This window comes from Streptococcus sp. HMSC073A12, assembly GCF_001812815.1.
Taxonomy (GTDB): Bacteria; Bacillota; Bacilli; order Lactobacillales; family Streptococcaceae; genus Streptococcus; species Streptococcus vaginalis.
The window spans coordinates 1-18,069 of the sequence record NZ_KV810569.1 but is presented as its reverse complement, the minus strand read 5'-3'; the positions used below and the strand labels follow the sequence as shown (position 1 = coordinate 18,069).

Genomic DNA, 18,069 nt, shown 5'->3' with positions numbered 1-18,069 from the left:
ATTTATATAATACATCTAAACTGACAAATTGTCAATTGATTTTAATCTTGTTATTTTATGCTTTTTCATAGTCTTTTCAAAACCTTTAGCTTCTCCTGTTTTTTTCTCCTCTCTCCTTGCCTTATATCTTTCCTCATATTCTTTTTGCTTGCCGTTTGCTTTACGCTTGAGGTAGTTTTGATGAAGTCGGTCTTTTCTTGCTCGTTCTTTTTCTTCCTCCTCTGTTAATTTCTGCATTTCTTCTTCGGATAATTCTTCTTTCGGCGGTTCATAATTCCCGATAAAGTTGAAGTAGATTTCGACTTTCTGATTGGCGGTTTGACTGCCCTTTCGATCTCGTTCGTGGACTAAGATTTTTTCTACAAACTCGTTAATGATGGTCGGTGTCAGTTCGTCAAAGTTATCATAGCGTTCAATCAACCGGATAAACTTCTTGGCTCTATCGGTTTCTTTTTCGTATCGCTTGATGGCTTTTTCCAACCCATCGATTTCTTTGCTAAGTTCCCTTTGCTCTGTTTCATACTGATTGTTTAAGATTTCATATCGGGTGTTCGGTATCTTCTCCAATATCATATCTTCGTATATTCGACACATTAAGCGTTCCAGTTCCTGAAGTCTGTTTTTACTATCTGTGAGCCTTGTCTTTTTCTTCTCCATTTCCATTTTCTCGGTTTCTTCCATTTCGTTTTGAATGGAATGGAGAAAGGCTTCATTATCTTCATCAAGATAATTTTTTATATCTTTTAATGTTTCTTGGATAAGATTTAAGACTACTTCTGCTTTTATCCTATGAGCTGATGGACAAAGTGTGCCACATGGTGTTTTAGTATAGGCACTGCAAGTGTAATAGGGAATATTCTTATAATTGCTTGTTCTATGAACATACATCTTGCTCCCACAATCTGCACAATACATTAGTCCTGTGAGTGGGTGATATTCTCCCCAACCGTCAGGATACCTTTTTACATTTCCTCTTATCCTTTGCACATTATCAAAGGTTTCTTGGTCTATGATTGGCTCGTGTGTATTTTCAAAAATAAGCCAGTTATCCTCGGATACATATTTGCTTTTCTTGTCCTTGAAGTGCTTTCTTGTTTTGAAATTGACTGTATGCCCCAAGTATTCCTGTTTCTTTAAAATGCTTGCTATTGTTGAGCTGCACCAACGATAGGGATGTTCAAAGTTTTTGCTTTGATGTAATCCATATCCCATTTTTTGCTGATGATAAGCGGGTATATCTATCTTGTCCGCTTCCAGTATCTTTGCTATTTTGTATGGTCCTGCTCCGTCCATTGTAAGATTAAATATTCGTCTTACTATCTCGGCTGCTTTTTCATCTACAATCCATTTGTTTTTATCTTTTTCATCTTTGATATAGCCATAAGGCGGTGTGCTTGCAGTATGTTTCCCACTTTCGCCTTTTGACCTGAAAGTCGATTGTATTTTTCTTGATGTATCTCTTGCATACCATTCATTCATGATATTTCTAAAGGGAGTAAAATCATCTTCTCTGTAAAAACTATCTACATTATCATTGATAGCGATTAGTCTTACGCCCTTTTGTCTTAGTATCTCCATACATTGACCAACTTTGAGATAATCTCTGCCAAGTCTGCTCATATCTTTTACAATGATACAACCAATATTTCCTTGATTGACTCCGTTCATCATTGCCATAAATCCCGGTCTGTCAAACTGTGTCCCGCTTATTCCGTCATCTGTAAAATGGATGATGTTGGTTAAATTATTCTTACTTGCATATTCTTCAAGGATTTTCTTTTGATTAACGATTGAGTTACTTTCTCCTTCAAGTTCATCATCTCGACTTAATCTCTCATAGAGTGCTGTTATCTTTTCAAAATTCCTCACTTTTTCCTCCTTCCTCTTAATTTCTTAAATAAAAAAGAATTAAGAAGTACATATTTCACTAAAACAGTGATTAAGTGTTCTCCTTAATTCTATTACTCCAGCAGCCAATTTGTACTTTTTATATTGCTTCACCGCAAAGTGTGTCGGTTCTTTCTTTTCCAATGCTTCAAAGAGTCTATCAATCGGATTCATGTAGGTTTCATCATCTTCTCTTACCTCTGAAGCGTCTATCATATCAAGTAGTGTTGCAAAGTTCTTTTCTTCTCTTGGAGCCTCATACCAGATATATCCGATAAGTGCCGTATAGTAGAGTTTCTCAGCTTTCACCCAAAAGTCCTCACCTGCTTTTTCTCCCTCGCCCTTCGTGTTTACGATGATTGTCTGAACAAGCTTTAGAATATCTTTTTCAGAACGGATATATGCGAATGGATTGTACTTCATAGACTTTTTGAAGTTTATGGTATTTAGAATTTTAATCTCATAGCCATTATCTTCAAGCATCTTGCCACACTCAAGGACTATTGTTCCTTTAGGATCGGTCACGCAATATGACGAGTGCATTTGCATTAAGTTCGGTTTTACATAAAATCTTGTCTTTCCGGAGCCTGAACCACCTATAACCAAAACATTTTTATTTCTTGCATACTTTGGATTAGCTGGTCTGCCGTTCATAGTTAATCGTTCTGTTTGTGTAAGCAAGATATTGTTCTGGAACTTTTCATCCATATACGGTTCTATATCTTTTCTCGTTCCCCAGGAAGCGTTTTGTCAAGTACCTTTTTATATTTATGGACGCTCTTTCTGTAAGCCGTATTAACTTTTAAGCAAAGAAAAACAGTAAACCTTTTTTGATTCACTGTTTCTCTTTGTTGTATTATGCTTATTTCTTAACGGTTATATAAGTTAAGCCATTTTCCAATCATTTATGTGTTTGCATGAGAATGACTGTGTATATGCATAGGGTTAAATATAAAATGTCTATGCTCATGCGAATGTACTACTTTTCCGTGCTTATGCTGGTGGGTATGGACATATCCATTATATATTTTTTCGTTACCAAGCGTATCTTTTATCATAATCAATGTGCTGATTATCATAATGCCGAGGGCGATATAAAATTTTACTGTTGGTCTTTCACCCAAAATAATAAAACTAAATCCCACTCCTAAAAATGGTGCTATAGAATAAAATGCACTTGTTTTTGCTGCACCCAAGTTCTTTTGTGCCATAATATAAAAATTTATACTTAAACCATATGCCACAAAACCAAGTAACATAACCGCAAGTATATATAGTATTTCAGGTAGATGTTCTCCAATGATAAAAGCAATAACAATACTGCCAATACCCGAGAAAATTCCTTTTATTAACACAATTTCCTCAGAACTTTTATCACTTATACTTCTTGTACAATTATTCTCAATCCCCCAACAAATACAAGCACATAAAACAAACATTGAACCTTTATTCAGTGCTAATGCTTCCATCCCCTCAAAGCTAAGAATGACGCTTGATAAAAGTACAAGGACAATAGCAATCCATAATCTTTTAGAAATTTTTTCCTTAAAAATCAAAAGGGCAATGACCGATGTTGCAACAATTTCAAAGTTATTAATTAACGAGACATTAGCAGAATTTGTATTGGCAATGCCAAACATCAGAAATATCGGTGCTGCTATATCAAGAACAACCATTGCAATTGTATAAGGTAAATCATTTATATTAAGCCATTTTTCGTCAGTCAATTTGTTTTGAGTTTTCTTTATTCCAAGTAATATCCCAATACCAACACCTGCTCCTAAATACAAAAAACCGGCAAGCATTGTCGGAGACACATTTGCTAATAATATTTTCGATATTGGTACATTGATTGCATATAATGCTGCTGCTAATATTGCAAAAAATGTAGCTGTTTTATTTTTACTCAGTGTCAAAGCCCCCTTTCTATCTTTTTTAATATTATACCATTTTTTCACTTAGTTTTATAGGTCTAACTCATTCCTCTTTACCTGTGATAGTCGCTTTTCGTGTCCCTCTATTTGCTCTATACAGGTTTTAACTTTTTCAGCCTGTTCAACTTCTTCTCGTATCTCCAATATTTGACTGTATAGGTTCTTTTTCTCTTTCTTCAAAGTGGCAAGTTCTGATTTCCATTTACTGATGGCTAAGGTTTTACTTTCTCCTAAATGGTCTTTCAAATATTTCTTAGCACTTTCAAATAAAATAATTTCTGCCGTATGCTCGTTATAAAAATTCCCCTGTTTGCTTTTCTTTGTCTTGGTATAGGCTTTGTAGGTGTCCTTATGCTTCAAATATTTTTCTGACTGGTCTATGAGTTTTGTTTTATCATCAACTTTCTTTTCGGTATCTTTTAAGGCTCTTGTGGTCTTGTAATTCTTATCTCGTAAGGTAACTATACTTTCTTTTAGCTGGGATAATGAAGTGATATTTTTATCTTTGAGTAGCTGATAACTCTCAATATATTTTTCTAAATCAGCATTATTCTTATCTGCATTTTCACGGATAAGATTTTCAAAGATTGACTGCAAATTTTCTTTGAGTGGGAGGGTGAACTTTGTATTTTCATTTTCTGTATTTTCTTCTTTTCCAATTCCCCTTATCCAATTTAGCAATGCCTTTATTCTTCTTGAGATTTCTTTTAATATCTTGTTTTGATGTATGATTTCTCTGTTGATGTATCCTCTGTCTGTGGATATGCCTTTCTTTTCCATTTGTGTTGCTGATACTCCTAAATGAATGGTCGGTATTTGTTCTATTCCTTGCCTTAGATAAGAGCGATGATCCACTTTCTCCTGTATGCTGTTTTCTTCAAGATATTTGTTTGTGATATCTGCCCATGCTTTTCGCCACTCTTCTGCTTTGTCTTGCTCATTCCAATCTGTTGTATTGATTTTTCGTGTTTTGTAATTTCCATTTTTGAGTTTTACTTTTTCTCCGTTTTCATCAAGGATATATTCCTTTTTTGATTTTGCTCCCCATGTTGTATCCTCGTTTAGTGGTCGCATGGTAAGTAATATATGACAATGTGGGTTTCCATCATTTTTATCATGTATTGCAATATCGGCACACATACCTACTTTTACAAAATTTTCTTTTACATATTCTCGTACAAGATTTATTTGTTTCTCTCGGTCTAATTCTTTGGGTAAGGCTACTTCAATTTCTCTTGCAAGTTGTGAGTTTTTACTCTTTTCTATTTTTTCAACACTATTCCATAATGTCCCTCTATCTGAAAATTCCTGTGGTGCATTTTGTGGTAAAAGAATTTCTGTATGGGCTATTCCACCTTTTCTTGTAAAGTCATGGACTATACCGTCATATTCGTTTTTTATCTTCTCGCCACTTCGATAGGCGGAAGCTGCTACTGCACTTTTGCCTTTACCTCTTGAAATAATCTTTATGCAAAGATGATATATCGCCATAGTAAAAAACCTCCTTTCCATTTTCTGATATGGTTATGGTGGAGATAGATAGAACTTCCTAAAAAAATCGGATAGCTTTTTATCCGATTTCTTTTGGGAAGTACACAAGGGGTAGGAAATTTATTTCCGTAGGGGAGTGTAGCTCCCCCTGTATCAGCGTTAGCTGATATGCCCTCTGCTAAGAGCCTTCGGAGAACGCACGCACCTGTTAAGGTGTATATGTGCGCCCTTGTAAACAAGGGACTATTCCTCTATGTCCGTTTCTTCCTCTTGGGTTTCGGTGTTTTGATTTTCCGTTTCTTCTCTGCTTTCAATGATTTTTTTAATTTTGATATTAGCTTCTTCTTTACGAATTAGAGATGTGATTAGCTGATAAAATTCATCTTTGGTTAAATTCTTACTTTCTGTAAATATGCTTTCAAAGACTGCTCCTTTTTCATATATCCTTTTATCTCTCTTTTTTCTTTCTTCCTGTTTCTGCTGACTGATGAGCTTTTTCCTTTTGTTTTGTAACTGCCTGATTTCTTCATCTGCCATTAAGATTTTTTCTTCTATGTTTTTCATTTTCTCGTTTCCTCTCTTTCTAATTTTGAGCAAAGAAAAACAGTAAACCTTTTTTGATTTACTGTTCCTGTGGTAATTTTTATTAAATTGTTAGTTCTACAAACTGGGATTTATTTAGTTAAAGTTTTCCCAAAAATAAAATATGAAATAGTCCATAAAACTATACCTACAAATAAAAATATTCCAAATACTTTTACATAGTCTAAAACACTATTCAATTTATACCAACCACTTATATATAATAAAGGCAACACTGTTACCAGCATAATTAAGAAGTGTATGACTGATTGCTTAAACAATGACCAATTTTCGATTTCATATATTACAGAAGCTGCAGCTACCGAAGCTATAATGATACCAACTATGAATGTCCCTCTAACCTGGAAAGGATCTATCCCTTGATATTTCATTATTATTGATATTATTGTCATTATGATTAAAGGAATAATTCCCCTAAGTATTGCTATCTTTATTAACATTTAATTACCTCTACAAATTCTAATTTGTTTATCTATATTGACTAATATTATAGCATTTTTTTCGATATTTTTCTACTGTCATATTTCTCTACTCACTACTATTTGTCCTTTGAATGTATTACTTTGAACAGCTTATCTTGAAATGTCTCTTTACTCTTTTTATCAAAATATATCTCTGTTACAAAGGTCTTTCCATTTATCTTCTTTGTAAGAATGCCATCGGGCTTTTGATGTTGTTCTGTCTGTATTTCTTTAATATCTGTTTTCTCATTTTCTGCCATTTAGTTCCTCCTTTCGACTTGCACAAAAAAAAGATTTCCTGTGATTAGGAAACCTCTTTTGCGATTAATTGATATTTGGTTTTAGGTTGTTGCTTGTAGTTTCTTTTTTGCTCTGTATTCTCTTGCTTTTAATTTTTCATACTCTCGGCACTTTTCAAGATTTTTGGCTCTGTATGCTTTAGAATATGCCCTATGATAAGCTCGTGATTTTTCTCTCCTTGCTTCTTCTATTTCTTCCCTCATCTGTATCATTTCTTGTTCTGTCGGCTCTATCTGTTTTGTAAGTTCATTTTCAAATTTTCCGATATAGTTAAAATAAACCTCTATTCGTTGAACTACATATTTTGCTCTTTTTACATCTCTTTCATGCACTGCGATTTTACTGATAAACTCATTGATAATGGTAGGGGTAAGTTCTTCAAAGTTGGAATAGCTTTCTGCAAGTCTGATAAATTTCTTTGCTCTTTGGTTTGCATTTTCACATTCGGATAAGCGTTCTTTGATTTCTTCTTTTTCTGCTTTTAAGGTGTAGTATTCTTCTGCATACTTTCTTGATAACTGCTCATAGCGTTCTGTATCCAGATTTCCAAGTGCATTATCTTCATAGAGTTTATTCATCACTCTTTCTATCTGTTCCATTCGATCTGTGATTTGTGGCATACGCTTTTGATTTTTCTTGACTTCTTCGGTCTGTTCTTTATACAGACTCTCTTTTACAAGTTTCTCAAATTCTGCTTTGTTTTCCAAAGAATACTGTGCTATCTTTCGCAAGACTTCTGCGATATTTTCCATAACCTCATCAACATCAATTCGGTGTGGGGAGTTGCATTTGGGGTGCTTTGCTTTCCCTTTGGCATATTCACTGCAATAGGTTACATGCTGTACTCTTCCATTTTTGTGTATGGTGCGAATGTGCATTTTTGTTCCGCAATCTTTACAGTACATCAAGCCTGAAAGTGCGTGAATTTCTCCATCTCCGTTTGGTCTTTTTACAGGTGCATTTTTTAACATACGCTCTACATTTTCAAAGGTAGTTCTATCTATTATCGGCTCATGCACATTTTCTGTTATTTGCCATTTGCTTTTATCTACATAATGGTTTCTCTTATCTCTGTAATGCTTTTCGGTCTTGAAGTTGACTACATCACCACAATACTCTTGTCTTTTCAGTATGCGTGTTAGAGTTGCTTTGTTCCAGTTATATCTGTTTTCTTCATTTAGTGGTTTGTTTTTTGCTGTTCCTCTGCCTTGTTGTTTCATATAAAAGGTTGGGGTTAGTATTTCTTTTTCTTTCAGGTAAACAGCTATCTGATTTCTGTTTTTCCCCTCCATAAATAGCCTGAAAATGAGTTTTACAACTTCGGCAGCTTCTTTATCAACGATCCAATAATCTTTGTTCTCAGGGTCTTTTATATAGCCGTATGGGGCTTCTGTTGCGACAGGCTTTCCGTCTGCTCCTTTGGTTTTAATTCCTGTCTTTACTTTCTTGCTGATGTCTCTTGCATACCACTCTGACATGATGTTGATAAATGGGGCAAATTCCAATGTGTTTTGGTCAATGCTGTCTATTCCGTTATTGATAGCGATAAAGCGTACATTGTTTCTTCTAAATATCTCCATCGCATTTCCTACTTGGAAATAATCTCTTCCCCATCTTGTCATATCTTTCATGATGACAATTCCTATTTTGCCTTGCTCTACATCGCTTATCATCTGTGTATAGGCTGAACGGTCAAAGAACCTACCGCTTTCGTCATCGTCGATATAGTGGCGAATGTTTATCAGCTTTTTTTCTCTTGCATACCTTTCTAAAAAGGCTTTTTGATTTACAATACTATTACTCTCGCCACCGTCTCTATCTTCATCACCAACTGAAAGGCGGGAGTATAGTGCTGTAATTTTATTGTGATATTCTATCATGGCATTATCCTCCTTTTCTCGTGTCTATATATCACTCCTGTTCAGTTAATATTATGCAACCCATCTTGCTGAACCATACTCTTTTCCCTGTCTGAACTTTTTTGCATTTTTGCCTTTGCTGTAGACAATGAATTTAATTAAAGCTGCTACTCCTATGCCTATTAGAATGTCAGTTAGATTAATGCTTGGAATAAAGCTCATGGTGTTAAGCTCTAATATCCCTTGAAAGATTTTGTCTATTACATCGCCACCAGTATAGGCTCGTATATGGTGAGAGAAGATATTGCCAACATAGAAAAATGCAAGATAGGGAATGTTCTGCTTTAGAAACTTTGCCTTATCCTGCACCTTAAACAAGCCTTTGATGTCCTTTAGTATTTTCTCTATCATAGGCTCTGCTCCTTTTGCTTGTTCTTGATTTTATCTTTAGAAACAGAATTTTTAGCCATCTCCTTAAACTTCTCAATGTTTTTATGAATAGATTCTTTCCTTTCCGTTTTCTTTTCTGATTCTGAAAGGGCGTGCTTAAATGCTTTGTCCATCACTTTCATATCTTTCGCTTGAAAGAACACTGAGTATTTACCTGATTCTTTATCTTTCATTACCGAAAACTTAATTCCATATCTGTTCAGTTCTTTTTTTAGTTCCTTCAATTCTGTTTCTTCTACTGGTATCTCTTCAAGCTGTCCTTTTTTAACCATATCTTTTAGCTTTACTTCATTCCCTTTACTCCCAACAAGCTTTTCGAGTCCACCGATTTTTTCTGATTCTTTCAGTAATTTCCTTATCAAATCCAAAAGTATCTTGCCTGTTACTTTGCCGGCTCTCACTTCCATGTTGAGCGTTTTTCTTGCAATTTCTTCATTGATCAAGTCCTTTCACCTCCGTTCAGTAATCTATCTTTATTGCGAGTTAGCTTATCTCTTTGAATAAACTTTCTGAAATCCTCGCCTACAACCATAACGGGAATACACATTTCAATAATTCTTGAATAGATTCTTTGATATTCAACACTGTCCTTGCAGTTTTGAATTGTGTCGTAGGAAAGATTTGTTGTGAAAATTGTTGGTTTCTGTTTTAAGTACCTGCTATTGACAATGTTATATACCTGCTCTTTAGCATAGCTTGTATCCCTTTCAATTCCCAAGTCATCTAAGATAAGAACGGAAGTATTTACAAGGGATTCAATATATGCGTTTTTATCAAAGTCAAAGCTGCTCTTTTGAAGTTCATTGATAATCTGCGCAAAATTTCTAATCTTAACACTTATTTGATACTGTTCAATAAGGCTATTTGCAATGGAGCAGGCAAGATAGGTCTTTCCGCTTCCTACAGAGCCATAAAAGAGAAGTCCGATATTTTCTTTTTTCATTTTCTCATAATCTTCTGCAAAATTCTTTGCAATCATGAGGCTTTGATTTTCTTCTCCCTGATAATTTTCAAAGGTATATGACCACTCCCTCATGGAATTGAAGCAGGTTCTTTTTAACCTTTCAATTTCCATCTGTTTTTCTCTTCGTTTCTTTTGTTTCTCTATTTCTCTATCACATTTACAAGCTACCCTTAATATCATTTTGTTTCCGAAAAATTCCATTACATCACCGTCTTTTCTTTCGTGGCAGACTTTACAATAGGCGTGTCCGTCTTTGATATACTCTTTTTCAGAATCATAGGCAAATTCTACATCCTCTATCATTATTTTTTCCAATTCTCTTTTCATAAATGTTCTCCTTTGTTATATTCTTCCCATGTCGGGACATTTGATGTTTTCGGCTGCTTGCTTTTGCCCTGATCTTTATAAAACCAAGAAAGGATCGTCGCTTTATGGTCTTTATAGATCTTTCCGGTACTCTTGATATATGCAGATAAGCGTTCAATGTAATTATCAAGCTGTGCATTTAGTTTGATTTGTAAATCAGAAATATCTTCATCAGTTAAAAATACATTTTGAAATGTTCCAAGTCCGTTTTCGCAAAAACTATATTCTCTCTTACTATACTTACTCTTATTATTCTCTATATAGTTAGAGTCAACATTTTTAACTTCCTGAAGTTCATTTTCTTTACTTCTGAGGTCAACATCTTTTACTTCTGAGGTAAAGTTTTTTGACTTCTGAAAGTCATTTCCTTTTATCTGAAATACACTCATAAAGTCTTTCACATAAATGATATTAGGTTTTCCAAGTCCAAGCCTTACTCTTTCAATCAGTCCAATTCCTTTTTTACTGTCTAACTCATCCAATGTTTTTATGGCTGTTGGCTTTGAGATATTTCTTCTTCTCATAATTTCTTCAACGGTAAAATAGATAAATACTCTATTTTCTTTGTCTATCCAGTTATTCTTAAAAGATATTCCCGTTCGTTTTAGAAGCATGGAATAAAGGATAATTGCCTCTGCTGACAGCCCCTTAAATTCTTCTCCATCAACTAATATCTCCGGTACTTTAAGAAAATTAAATCTCTCTGCTTCACGATTATAGAAATAGTCAAAGTCCATCGCTTCACCTCCTTCCTTAAAATTTGCAAAGAAAAAGACGATAGTTTTTTTCTCTATCGCCTTTGGTTACCATTTGTATTAAATTTTTTAGATTGATTTTATCTCTTCATTGATTCCCTGAAGGAATGCTATAACGGTTGCTGCAATCATCGGTACGCCGTATGGACTAACTAAGAATCCAATAATCAATGCTTCAATACCAAGTGATACATCTTTCTGCATAAACGAGCCTATTGCAGCAACTATACACATAAGCATTAAGAAATACAGAATAGTTGTTCCTATGCCAAGTATAAATGTCAAAAAGGCAGTAAGGATACTCAGCAGCAAGCTGATTGGAAACAAGATTATTTTTATTATCCATCTCATCATTTCTTATTCCTCACTTCCCAATTCACCCTTTGTATCTCCACACACCATATCAATGCAAACATAAACATCAATATAATTTTTTAGGACTTTTTTTCTTCCTCCATCGCCATCTTCATTAAAGACATAATGCTTGTAAAACTGCTTAAAATGCAGGATTTTCACGATTTCACTCTTTGTATCAACGCTATGCACTCCACGTGATGCGTCATTGGAAACAAATCCACGGGCTGAACTTTTGTGAGTTTATAGCCTAGTTCTTGATAGAGCTTGATGTCACGTGCCATGGTGGCGGCATTGCAGGAAATATAGACGATTTTCTTTGGATTCATACTGACGCTTGATTTGATAAAACTTTCAGTCAAGCCTTTACGTGGTGGGTCGACCATGATGATACTAGGTTTTATACCTTGGTTCAGCCATTTTTTGATAGCATTTTCTGCTGAATCACAAATATAATGGGCATTGCTAATGCCGTTTAGCTTAGCATTCTTTTTGCTATTTTCAACTGCTTGAGGGATAACCTCCACGCCATAGACTTCTTTGACGTGTTTCGCAACTGACAATCCAATGGTGCCAATCCCCGAATAGGCATCCACTACAATATCCTCTGTACTCAACTCAGCGAAATCAATCGCCGTTTGATACAGCTCCTCTGCCATCTCTGTATTGACTTGGTAAAATGCTGGGGCAGCAATTTGAAAGTGATTCTCTAGCATGCGGTCAGTAATATAATCTTGTCCATACAGTACACGAAATTCCTTCCCCAAAATCGCATTACCTGGCTGGTTGTTAATATTTTGCATGATAGATTTAATATTCGGAAATTGCGCGACTAATCGCTCAATTAACTGATTTATACGGAAAATTTTGGGACGAGTTGTCACTAAAATAACCATGATTTCACCAGAGTAATGTCCACGACGAACCACAATATTACGAATCAGACCAGATTGCTCTTTCTCATCGTAAGGTTTCAGGTCAAAACGACGCAGCAAATCCCGCACTGCCAAAACGACTTGGTCAATAACTGGATCCTGAATATAAAAATCCTCAATTGGCATTAAATCATGCGAATTTTTTCGGAAAAATCCCGTTTCTAGCTGTCCATTGACACGGCGAACAGGAACCTGCGCTTTGTTTCGATAATGTAGTGGGTGCTCCATACCAAGGGTTGGTGCCACTTCGATATCTGCAATTCCAGCAATCTTGTAAAGACTATCTCTAACTTTCTTGGTTTTAAATTTCAATTGCTCACTATATTTTAGATGCCCAAAGTCAGCAATACCTATCCTCAGATAAGCCACATCAACATCTTCGTTTCGATAAGGGGATTTCGTCAGATAGGCTTCTACCTTGCCAAAACCAATTTTTTTATTGACTTTCAGTATGCGCATACGGATACGTTCCGTAGGCAGAGCATTCTCTACAAAGAAAACCACCCCCTCTGCCTTAGCCACTCCAGCACCGTCATGGCTCAAATCCACAATTTCAACTTCTATCACATCATTCTTTTTTAACATATATTTCTCTTTCTATCAGCTCTGCCATTTCCCAAAAAAAGAAAGCGACCGCATCATCACTTTCTATTATATCATTTATCTGAGTCCTAATTGTGCTAATTTTGCTTTATAGGCTTCAAAATCAACTAGTAAGCCTTGACCGCCATACATATCATAGGCATCTATCCAATCTCCATTTTCAGGAATGGTCACCTTTTCAACACCATTACGAGCGTTGGTAAGAGAAGACAAGCCGTGCGTTAGTAAAAAACTATACGGAACATTGGTTGAGGTTAAAGCAAATACTTTTCCAAGCGCTTCAGAGCCTGTAAAAAGCTTCGTTGGGTCTTTGACTTGCTGAATAATCGCGCTCATCACCTCTTGTTGGCGATGTGTTCGGCCGAAATCTCCTTCGTCATCTTTACGGAAACGCGCATAATTCAAAAGCGTGCGTCCGTCCATTCGCTGTTTTCCAACCTTAATCGTCTGCTCTGGAACCACTCCGTCTTTCATATTGAGGTCGTCCGGCACCTGTACTTCACTCACTTTTTCACCATTGATAGTTGAAAAATTCGCATTCATTTCAACACCATTTGGGAAAAGGGTATCAATAGCTGTCGCAAAAGTTGAAAAATCAACCAAAGCATAATACTTAATGTCAATATCAAAATTGTCTTTCAGCACTTGACGTACCAATTCAGCGCCTTGATTGTTATTTTGCTCCCCAATGGCATATGCTACATTTAACTTTTGATCATAACCAGAACCTTGACTCACTCCATCAATGTGAACGAGCGTGTCTCTCATGAAACTGACGAGTTTCATTTTTTTATTTTTTCCACCAACATTTAAGACCATGATTGAATCGGTCCGCGTTTCAGAAGAAGATTGACCAATTCGTCCATCTGTACCCAAAATAAGTATATTCACACCGTCTTTGGTATCTTTCCCATTAAAGACTTCTGTTTGGGCAGCTTTGGCATTTGGGTTGTTTTTTGAAGTGTTCAAGCCTTTTATAAACATGAACAACATGCCTCCTACAATGAGAACCAAAATTAAAGCAAGCCAAGCTAGAATCCGCTTCACACGTATTTTTCTATGCCGCTTTTCCTTTTTAGGCTTGGGTGTGTTTTCTACAACACTTTCAGCCGCATTAGTTGGTATACGCTCTGATTTAAATCGTTTATTACGGCGACTTCTCTCTGGATATTGAGGGAGTCCCTGCTCGGTGTAACCAAAATTCTCAGGCACTTGTTGGTCAGAAAAGGTAGCTCTTGCTTCACGAGCTGACTCTACTCTTTGGTCTCCTTCTTGCTTGCTAAGAAGATATTGATATTCTTTTTTCTCGCGTTCATTTAAATAATGGATATTTTTGTAAAGATAGTCCAGTCTCAACTGCTCATGGTGGCTGAGATTATCTGATTTTTTATCCATGATTGCTCCAATCTACTGTTCTGAAATAGTATAAACGGTGTAATTTCCTAAAATTTTATAAGTAATGCCAATTGCTTCTAGCTCTCTCATCGCAAATGACACTAAATCCTCTTTTTCATTATTGATGTCCACAATGAAAAAATATTCTCCCAAAGCGGTCTTCAACGGGCGACTTTCAATCTTTGTCAAATCAATTCCCCGCCAAGCAAAAGTTGCAAGAGCTTTATATAAAGCACCGGGTAAATTGTCTGGCAAAGTCAAAGCAAGCGTGAGTTTCTTTTCCTTAGGATATAATGGCAAAGTCGGAATCGACTGTCCCAGCAACCAAAAACGGGTGAAATTCTCAGCCATTTCTTGAATATCTTCTGCAACAATCTGCAGACCGTATTCACTAGCTGCACTCCTTGGCGCAATGGCTGCATAATTTTCTTCTGGATGCTGAGCCACAAAACGAGCCGCATAAGCTGTGCTAGCTGTTATTTCAATTTTAGCTTGTGGATAATGCTGGCGGACATATTTTTTCCCCTGCGCAATTGCCTGCGGATGAGAAAAGATTTTTTCTACTGGCTTATCAGCTACCGTTGCCAATAATTGTTGTTTGATTGGCTGGACGATTTCTGCCACAGCATGAATGGCTGCCTGATGAAAAAGGTAGTCCAATGTTTCATGAACGCTTCCTTCAATTGAATTTTCAACTGGCACTACAGAATAATCCACTTCGCCTGTCTCATAGGCTTTTACAACTTCCGTGATATTTTCAAAAGCCACTAACGTATCTGCTGGAAATGCTTCTTGTGCCACATGATGAGAAAAAGACCCTTTCGGACCTAAAAATCCAATTTTCATTGCAACACCTCCACGATTTGTTTTGGTGTCAAAGTAGTCACATCAATAACTTTTGTAGCCACTTCTTCATACCAAGTTTGACGTTGCTCGAAAAGATTTTTCAAATCAGCTTTGCTATTGTTCAAATAAAGTGGGCGCTGGTGTTCTTGATCCTCTTCAAGACGCTGATAAAGTGTCTCAAAATCTGTTTTTAAATAAATATTTTCAGCGTTCTGCTTTAACAACTCGCGATTTTGAGCATTGCTGATGATGCCACCACCAGTTGAGATGACTTGTTCTGACTGTAGCAATTCTTTTAATAATTCACTTTCTTTTTGCCGAAAAGCTGCTTCGCCATACTGCTCAAAATATTCTTTAATCGGCATTTCCAGTCTCTCTGACAAAAGCTCATCCATATCGATAAAATTTTCATCTAGCAAGCTAGCAACCGTTGTTTTCCCAGCCCCCATGAAACCAATCAAAATCTTAGCCATGAAGTAAGTCCTCCAAATCATCAAAGAAATTTGGATAGCTCGTATTGATAGCTTCGGCGCGCTCCAACTCGACTTGACCGTCCTTTACCAAAAGAGCTGCAATAGCTGTCATCATGCCAATTCGGTGGTCGCCAAATGTATGAACTTTAGCACCGTGAAGAGACGTTTTCCCTTTGATGAGCATGCCGTCTTCTGTCGGAGTAATATCAGCCCCCATGCTATTTAGTGCATCTGCCACAACTTGGATACGGTCTGTTTCTTTTACCTTTAATTCTTCCGCATCACGAATCACCGTTTGCCCCTTAGCTTGAGTGGCCAGAAGTGCAATGATTGGCAATTCATCAATTAAACGTGGGATAATTTCTCCGCCAATTTCTGTGCCGACTAATTCAGACGTCTCTATCGTTATGGTGGCAGACTTAGCAATATTGTCTACATTGGACAAGTTTATATTTCCACCCATAGCTTTAACAACATCCAAAATGCCAGTTCGTGTTTCATTGATACCGACATTTTCCAAAATAATCTTAGAATTAGGAACGATAAGTCCTGCCACTATCCAGAAAGCCGCACTAGAAATATCTCCTGGTACCAACACGTTCTGCCCAGTAAACTCTTGCCCACCTTGAACGCGGATTTCCTTTCCATTGACAGAAATCTGACCGCCAAATTGTTTAATCATATCTTCTGTATGATTGCGGGTCATTTCTTTTTCCACAATGACAGACTCGCCTTGAGCTTGTAAAGCCGCAAATATCAAAGCAGATTTAACCTGAGCAGACGCTACAGGCAAGGTGTAATGAATAGACTGTAAGTTCTTATTTCCATGAATGGTGAGCGGTGGCAAATCACGCTCGGTTCGCCCAGCGATTTGCACCCCCATTTGACGAAGAGGAATCGTTATGCGATCCATAGGACGTTTAGATAAACTATCATCACCAAACATTTCCGCCACAAAATCCTGCCCAGCTAATACACCTGAAATCAAGCGAATAGAGGTTCCAGAATTTCCCATATTCAGTTTGTTTGTCGGCGCTTGAAGACCAGCAAAACCCACTCCATGAATCGTTACTACATTGCCGTCATCTTCAATTTGAACACCTAAATCACGAAAAACTTGCATGGTTGATAAGACGTCTTCACCACGCAAAATATCGTGAACCGTTGTCACTCCCTTGGCCAAACTACCAAACATAATCGATCGATGACTAATAGACTTATCACCCGGCACACGAATGCACCCAGCTAATCCCTTTGCATTTGTTCGTAACTGCATAGAAAACCTCATACCTGATTCTTTTTACATATTGTACCATAAAAAGAGAAGGGAAACAAAAGAGAGCGGGGAAAAAGCTTCATTTCGTTGAATTCAACTTTTCCTCACCCTCTTAAAATTATAAACTTTCTGCAAATTTTTGCTTGATGAATTGTGCAGAATACGCTAATTTTTCCTCCTCTTTTTCCGTTAAACTAAGTTTGACTTGCTCAACAATTCCCTCACGTCCTACAATCGCTGGATAACTCAGGTAGGTGTCTAATGGCTGATAATAATTTGATACTGGCAATTCTTCATGCGAATCCGATACAAGGGCTACTGCTAAACGGATAGCTGCGCTCGCAATACCATAAGATGTGTATTTTTTGCCATAAAAAACGGTATGCCCTCCTTTAAGGGCTTCTAGAGCAATTTCATCCAACTCCTCGACTGAAGCAAATGTAGAAATCGGTTGCCCTTTTATCCGTACTTGGCTCCAAGCTGTAAATTGAGAATTCCCATGTTCTCCAAGATTGTAGCCATAAACACTTCGAGGATCGACACCAAAGCGAACACCAACTGCACGTTTCATACGAGCTGTGTCCAGTAGCGTTCCCGTTCCAATAACACGCTCTTTAGGCAGACCAGTATAGTGTTGATAAAGACTAGTAATGACATCTACTGGATTACTAATAACAATGATAATCCCTGTAAATCCAACTTTTTTCAATTGTTCAGCGACAAAAGGAACTTCCTTGGATGTAAAGGGTAATTCCGCAAATCGATCGGCGTTGGGGTTATCTTGTAATTTGATATTGCCCAGTGCTGACACCACCACATCCGCATCTGCCAATGCCTGATAATCATTAACAATAATATTTGCGTGATGATTCAAATTTGCTGCAGCGTCCTGAAAGTCAAGTGCATCTGCTTTGACTTTCGCTTCATCATTAAACTGAAAATCTGTCTAGTTGATACATTTCATTATACTCAGAAATTAGTAAAAAACAAGTATTTAGTGGAAATATTCAGAAAATTCTCGCTGATTTGTTGAATCCTTTCTTCTCCTATGGATTTCATGCACATAAAAAGCTGACCAAAATCTGAACTGCACCCCAAAAGTTAGACAAGAAAACTC

General features: G+C 36.7%; 16 protein-coding genes and 4 pseudogenes. All 20 read right to left on the bottom strand.

All coding sequences use genetic code 11. The features are described 5' to 3' along the window. Nucleotides 1-65 precede the first annotated feature (65 nt). Nucleotides 66-1,869 (bottom strand): annotated as a pseudogene (locus tag HMPREF2876_RS09245) (DUF4368 domain-containing protein). A 96-nt stretch (nucleotides 1,870-1,965) separates the two neighbouring features. Continuing rightward, nucleotides 1,966-2,634, bottom strand: a pseudogene (locus tag HMPREF2876_RS09240) (VirD4-like conjugal transfer protein, CD1115 family); the annotation flags it as partial. Between the two features lie 158 nt (nucleotides 2,635-2,792). Then, nucleotides 2,793-3,845 (bottom strand): DMT family transporter, encoded by a 1,053-nt coding sequence (locus HMPREF2876_RS09235; protein WP_019117184.1) that lies wholly within the window; start codon nucleotides 3,843-3,845, stop codon nucleotides 2,793-2,795. A 6-nt stretch (nucleotides 3,846-3,851) separates the two neighbouring features. Beyond that, entirely contained in the window at nucleotides 3,852-5,312 is a 1,461-nt protein-coding gene (gene mobQ / locus HMPREF2876_RS09230) for a MobQ family relaxase (RefSeq protein WP_009428357.1), read from the bottom strand. Between the two features lie 243 nt (nucleotides 5,313-5,555). Next, nucleotides 5,556-5,876 carry a DUF3847 domain-containing protein gene (locus HMPREF2876_RS09225; RefSeq protein ID WP_019117185.1) on the bottom strand — a complete coding sequence of 107 codons (321 nt, stop codon included), beginning with the start codon at nucleotides 5,874-5,876 and terminating at the stop codon, nucleotides 5,556-5,558. Nucleotides 5,877-5,986: 110 nt separating this feature from the next. Next, nucleotides 5,987-6,355 (bottom strand): DUF3021 family protein, encoded by a 369-nt coding sequence (locus HMPREF2876_RS09220; protein ID WP_018659265.1) that lies wholly within the window; start codon nucleotides 6,353-6,355, stop codon nucleotides 5,987-5,989. 98 nt (nucleotides 6,356-6,453) lie between these two features. Further along, entirely contained in the window at nucleotides 6,454-6,636 is a 183-nt protein-coding gene (locus HMPREF2876_RS09215; protein WP_018659264.1) for a transposase, read from the bottom strand. Between the two features lie 81 nt (nucleotides 6,637-6,717). After that, the gene (locus HMPREF2876_RS09210) at nucleotides 6,718-8,556 is read right to left on the bottom strand and encodes a recombinase family protein (RefSeq protein WP_070584732.1); all 1,839 of its coding nucleotides are present in this window, start codon (nucleotides 8,554-8,556) and stop codon (nucleotides 6,718-6,720) included. Between the two features lie 60 nt (nucleotides 8,557-8,616). Beyond that, nucleotides 8,617-8,946, bottom strand: a pseudogene (locus tag HMPREF2876_RS09205) (type IV secretory system conjugative DNA transfer family protein); the annotation flags it as partial. Then, nucleotides 8,943-9,428 carry a PcfB family protein gene (locus HMPREF2876_RS09200; RefSeq protein WP_070584728.1) on the bottom strand — a complete coding sequence of 162 codons (486 nt, stop codon included), beginning with the start codon at nucleotides 9,426-9,428 and terminating at the stop codon, nucleotides 8,943-8,945. The pseudogene HMPREF2876_RS09205 and the gene HMPREF2876_RS09200, both read right to left, overlap by 4 nt. After that, the gene (locus tag HMPREF2876_RS09195; protein WP_070584726.1) at nucleotides 9,425-10,276 is read right to left on the bottom strand and encodes an ATP-binding protein; all 852 of its coding nucleotides are present in this window, start codon (nucleotides 10,274-10,276) and stop codon (nucleotides 9,425-9,427) included. The genes HMPREF2876_RS09200 and HMPREF2876_RS09195 overlap by 4 nt, the downstream gene beginning before the upstream one ends. Further along, nucleotides 10,273-11,052 (bottom strand): replication initiator protein A, encoded by a 780-nt coding sequence (locus HMPREF2876_RS09190; RefSeq protein WP_042357946.1) that lies wholly within the window; start codon nucleotides 11,050-11,052, stop codon nucleotides 10,273-10,275. Before HMPREF2876_RS09190 ends, HMPREF2876_RS09195 begins: the two co-directional genes overlap by 4 nt. A gap of 87 nt (nucleotides 11,053-11,139) precedes the next feature. Beyond that, nucleotides 11,140-11,421 (bottom strand): CD1845 family protein, encoded by a 282-nt coding sequence (locus HMPREF2876_RS09185; protein ID WP_070584906.1) that lies wholly within the window; start codon nucleotides 11,419-11,421, stop codon nucleotides 11,140-11,142. Between the two features lie 6 nt (nucleotides 11,422-11,427). Next, nucleotides 11,428-11,586: a hypothetical protein gene (locus tag HMPREF2876_RS10550; RefSeq protein WP_019107307.1), complete on the bottom strand. Its 159-nt coding sequence runs from the start codon at nucleotides 11,584-11,586 to the stop codon at nucleotides 11,428-11,430. Further along, complete coding sequence (gene rlmD / locus HMPREF2876_RS09180; RefSeq protein ID WP_070584724.1) at nucleotides 11,583-12,944, bottom strand: 23S rRNA (uracil(1939)-C(5))-methyltransferase RlmD; 1,362 nt, start codon at nucleotides 12,942-12,944, stop codon at nucleotides 11,583-11,585. Before rlmD ends, HMPREF2876_RS10550 begins: the two co-directional genes overlap by 4 nt. A 75-nt stretch (nucleotides 12,945-13,019) precedes the next feature. After that, the gene (locus HMPREF2876_RS09175; protein ID WP_070241793.1) at nucleotides 13,020-14,357 is read right to left on the bottom strand and encodes an LCP family protein; all 1,338 of its coding nucleotides are present in this window, start codon (nucleotides 14,355-14,357) and stop codon (nucleotides 13,020-13,022) included. Between the two features lie 12 nt (nucleotides 14,358-14,369). Beyond that, complete coding sequence (pheA, locus tag HMPREF2876_RS09170; RefSeq protein ID WP_024052917.1) at nucleotides 14,370-15,203, bottom strand: prephenate dehydratase; 834 nt, start codon at nucleotides 15,201-15,203, stop codon at nucleotides 14,370-14,372. Continuing rightward, complete coding sequence (locus tag HMPREF2876_RS09165) at nucleotides 15,200-15,676, bottom strand: shikimate kinase (protein ID WP_003023977.1); 477 nt, start codon at nucleotides 15,674-15,676, stop codon at nucleotides 15,200-15,202. The genes pheA and HMPREF2876_RS09165 overlap by 4 nt, the downstream gene beginning before the upstream one ends. Then, nucleotides 15,669-16,952, bottom strand: a complete 1,284-nt coding sequence (gene aroA, locus HMPREF2876_RS09160; RefSeq protein ID WP_003023976.1) for a 3-phosphoshikimate 1-carboxyvinyltransferase — start codon at nucleotides 16,950-16,952, stop codon at nucleotides 15,669-15,671. The genes HMPREF2876_RS09165 and aroA overlap by 8 nt, the downstream gene beginning before the upstream one ends. A gap of 118 nt (nucleotides 16,953-17,070) precedes the next feature. Beyond that, nucleotides 17,071-17,880, bottom strand: a pseudogene (locus tag HMPREF2876_RS09155) (lactate/malate family dehydrogenase); the annotation flags it as partial. Between the last annotated feature and the right edge of the window lie 189 nt (nucleotides 17,881-18,069).